This is a genomic window from Bacillus sp. SIMBA_074 (genome assembly GCF_046534555.1).
Lineage (GTDB): Bacteria > Bacillota > Bacilli > Bacillales > Bacillaceae_G > Bacillus_A > Bacillus_A mycoides.
The window spans coordinates 1-510 of record NZ_JAWRYM010000098.1 but is presented as its reverse complement, the minus strand read 5'-3'; the positions used below and the strand labels follow the sequence as shown (position 1 = coordinate 510).

General features: G+C 49.4%; 1 pseudogene. It reads left to right on the top strand.

Annotated features, from left to right (window positions below):
* Positions 1-60 precede the first annotated feature (60 nt).
* A pseudogene (locus SB773_RS29985) lies at positions 61-510 on the top strand (S8 family serine peptidase); the annotation flags it as partial.

Here is a 510-nt window from a genome sequence, read left to right as displayed (position 1 = left end):
CTTAGAGCTTCCCTGTGAAAACTTAAAACAATGGATGCTTTACCATAAAGGGGGCAAACGATGAAAAAACAGGTACTCAGCTTAGGGTTGGCGTTGGTTTTGCTTCCCATAACGACAGTGAATACAGGCAGAGTCAATGCGCTTGCGGGGATAGACACCACAAGCTTTCAAACACAAATCATCCAGGATATGCAGGACGCTGCGTTTCCGGTACAAGTCAAGAAGCAAACAACGAAGGAAGGAAGCGAGTCACGCTTTTCTGTAGCGGATGAATGGCAACGTGCGGAGCACTCCTTTTTGGGCGAGCAGGTCTCGATTCCGCAGACCTCATCTCTGGATATGATTGAAGCTACCAAGGCTTGGCAGGATGCAGGGGTAAAAGGAGAAGGGATGCTTGTATCTGTAGTCGATACCGGAGTCAATCCGAAGCATCCGGATATGCCTGCCCCGCGTGACAAGCGATTGGCACAGCAAAAGTCAGGCTCTACGAAAAAAGTGATTCCCGGGTAC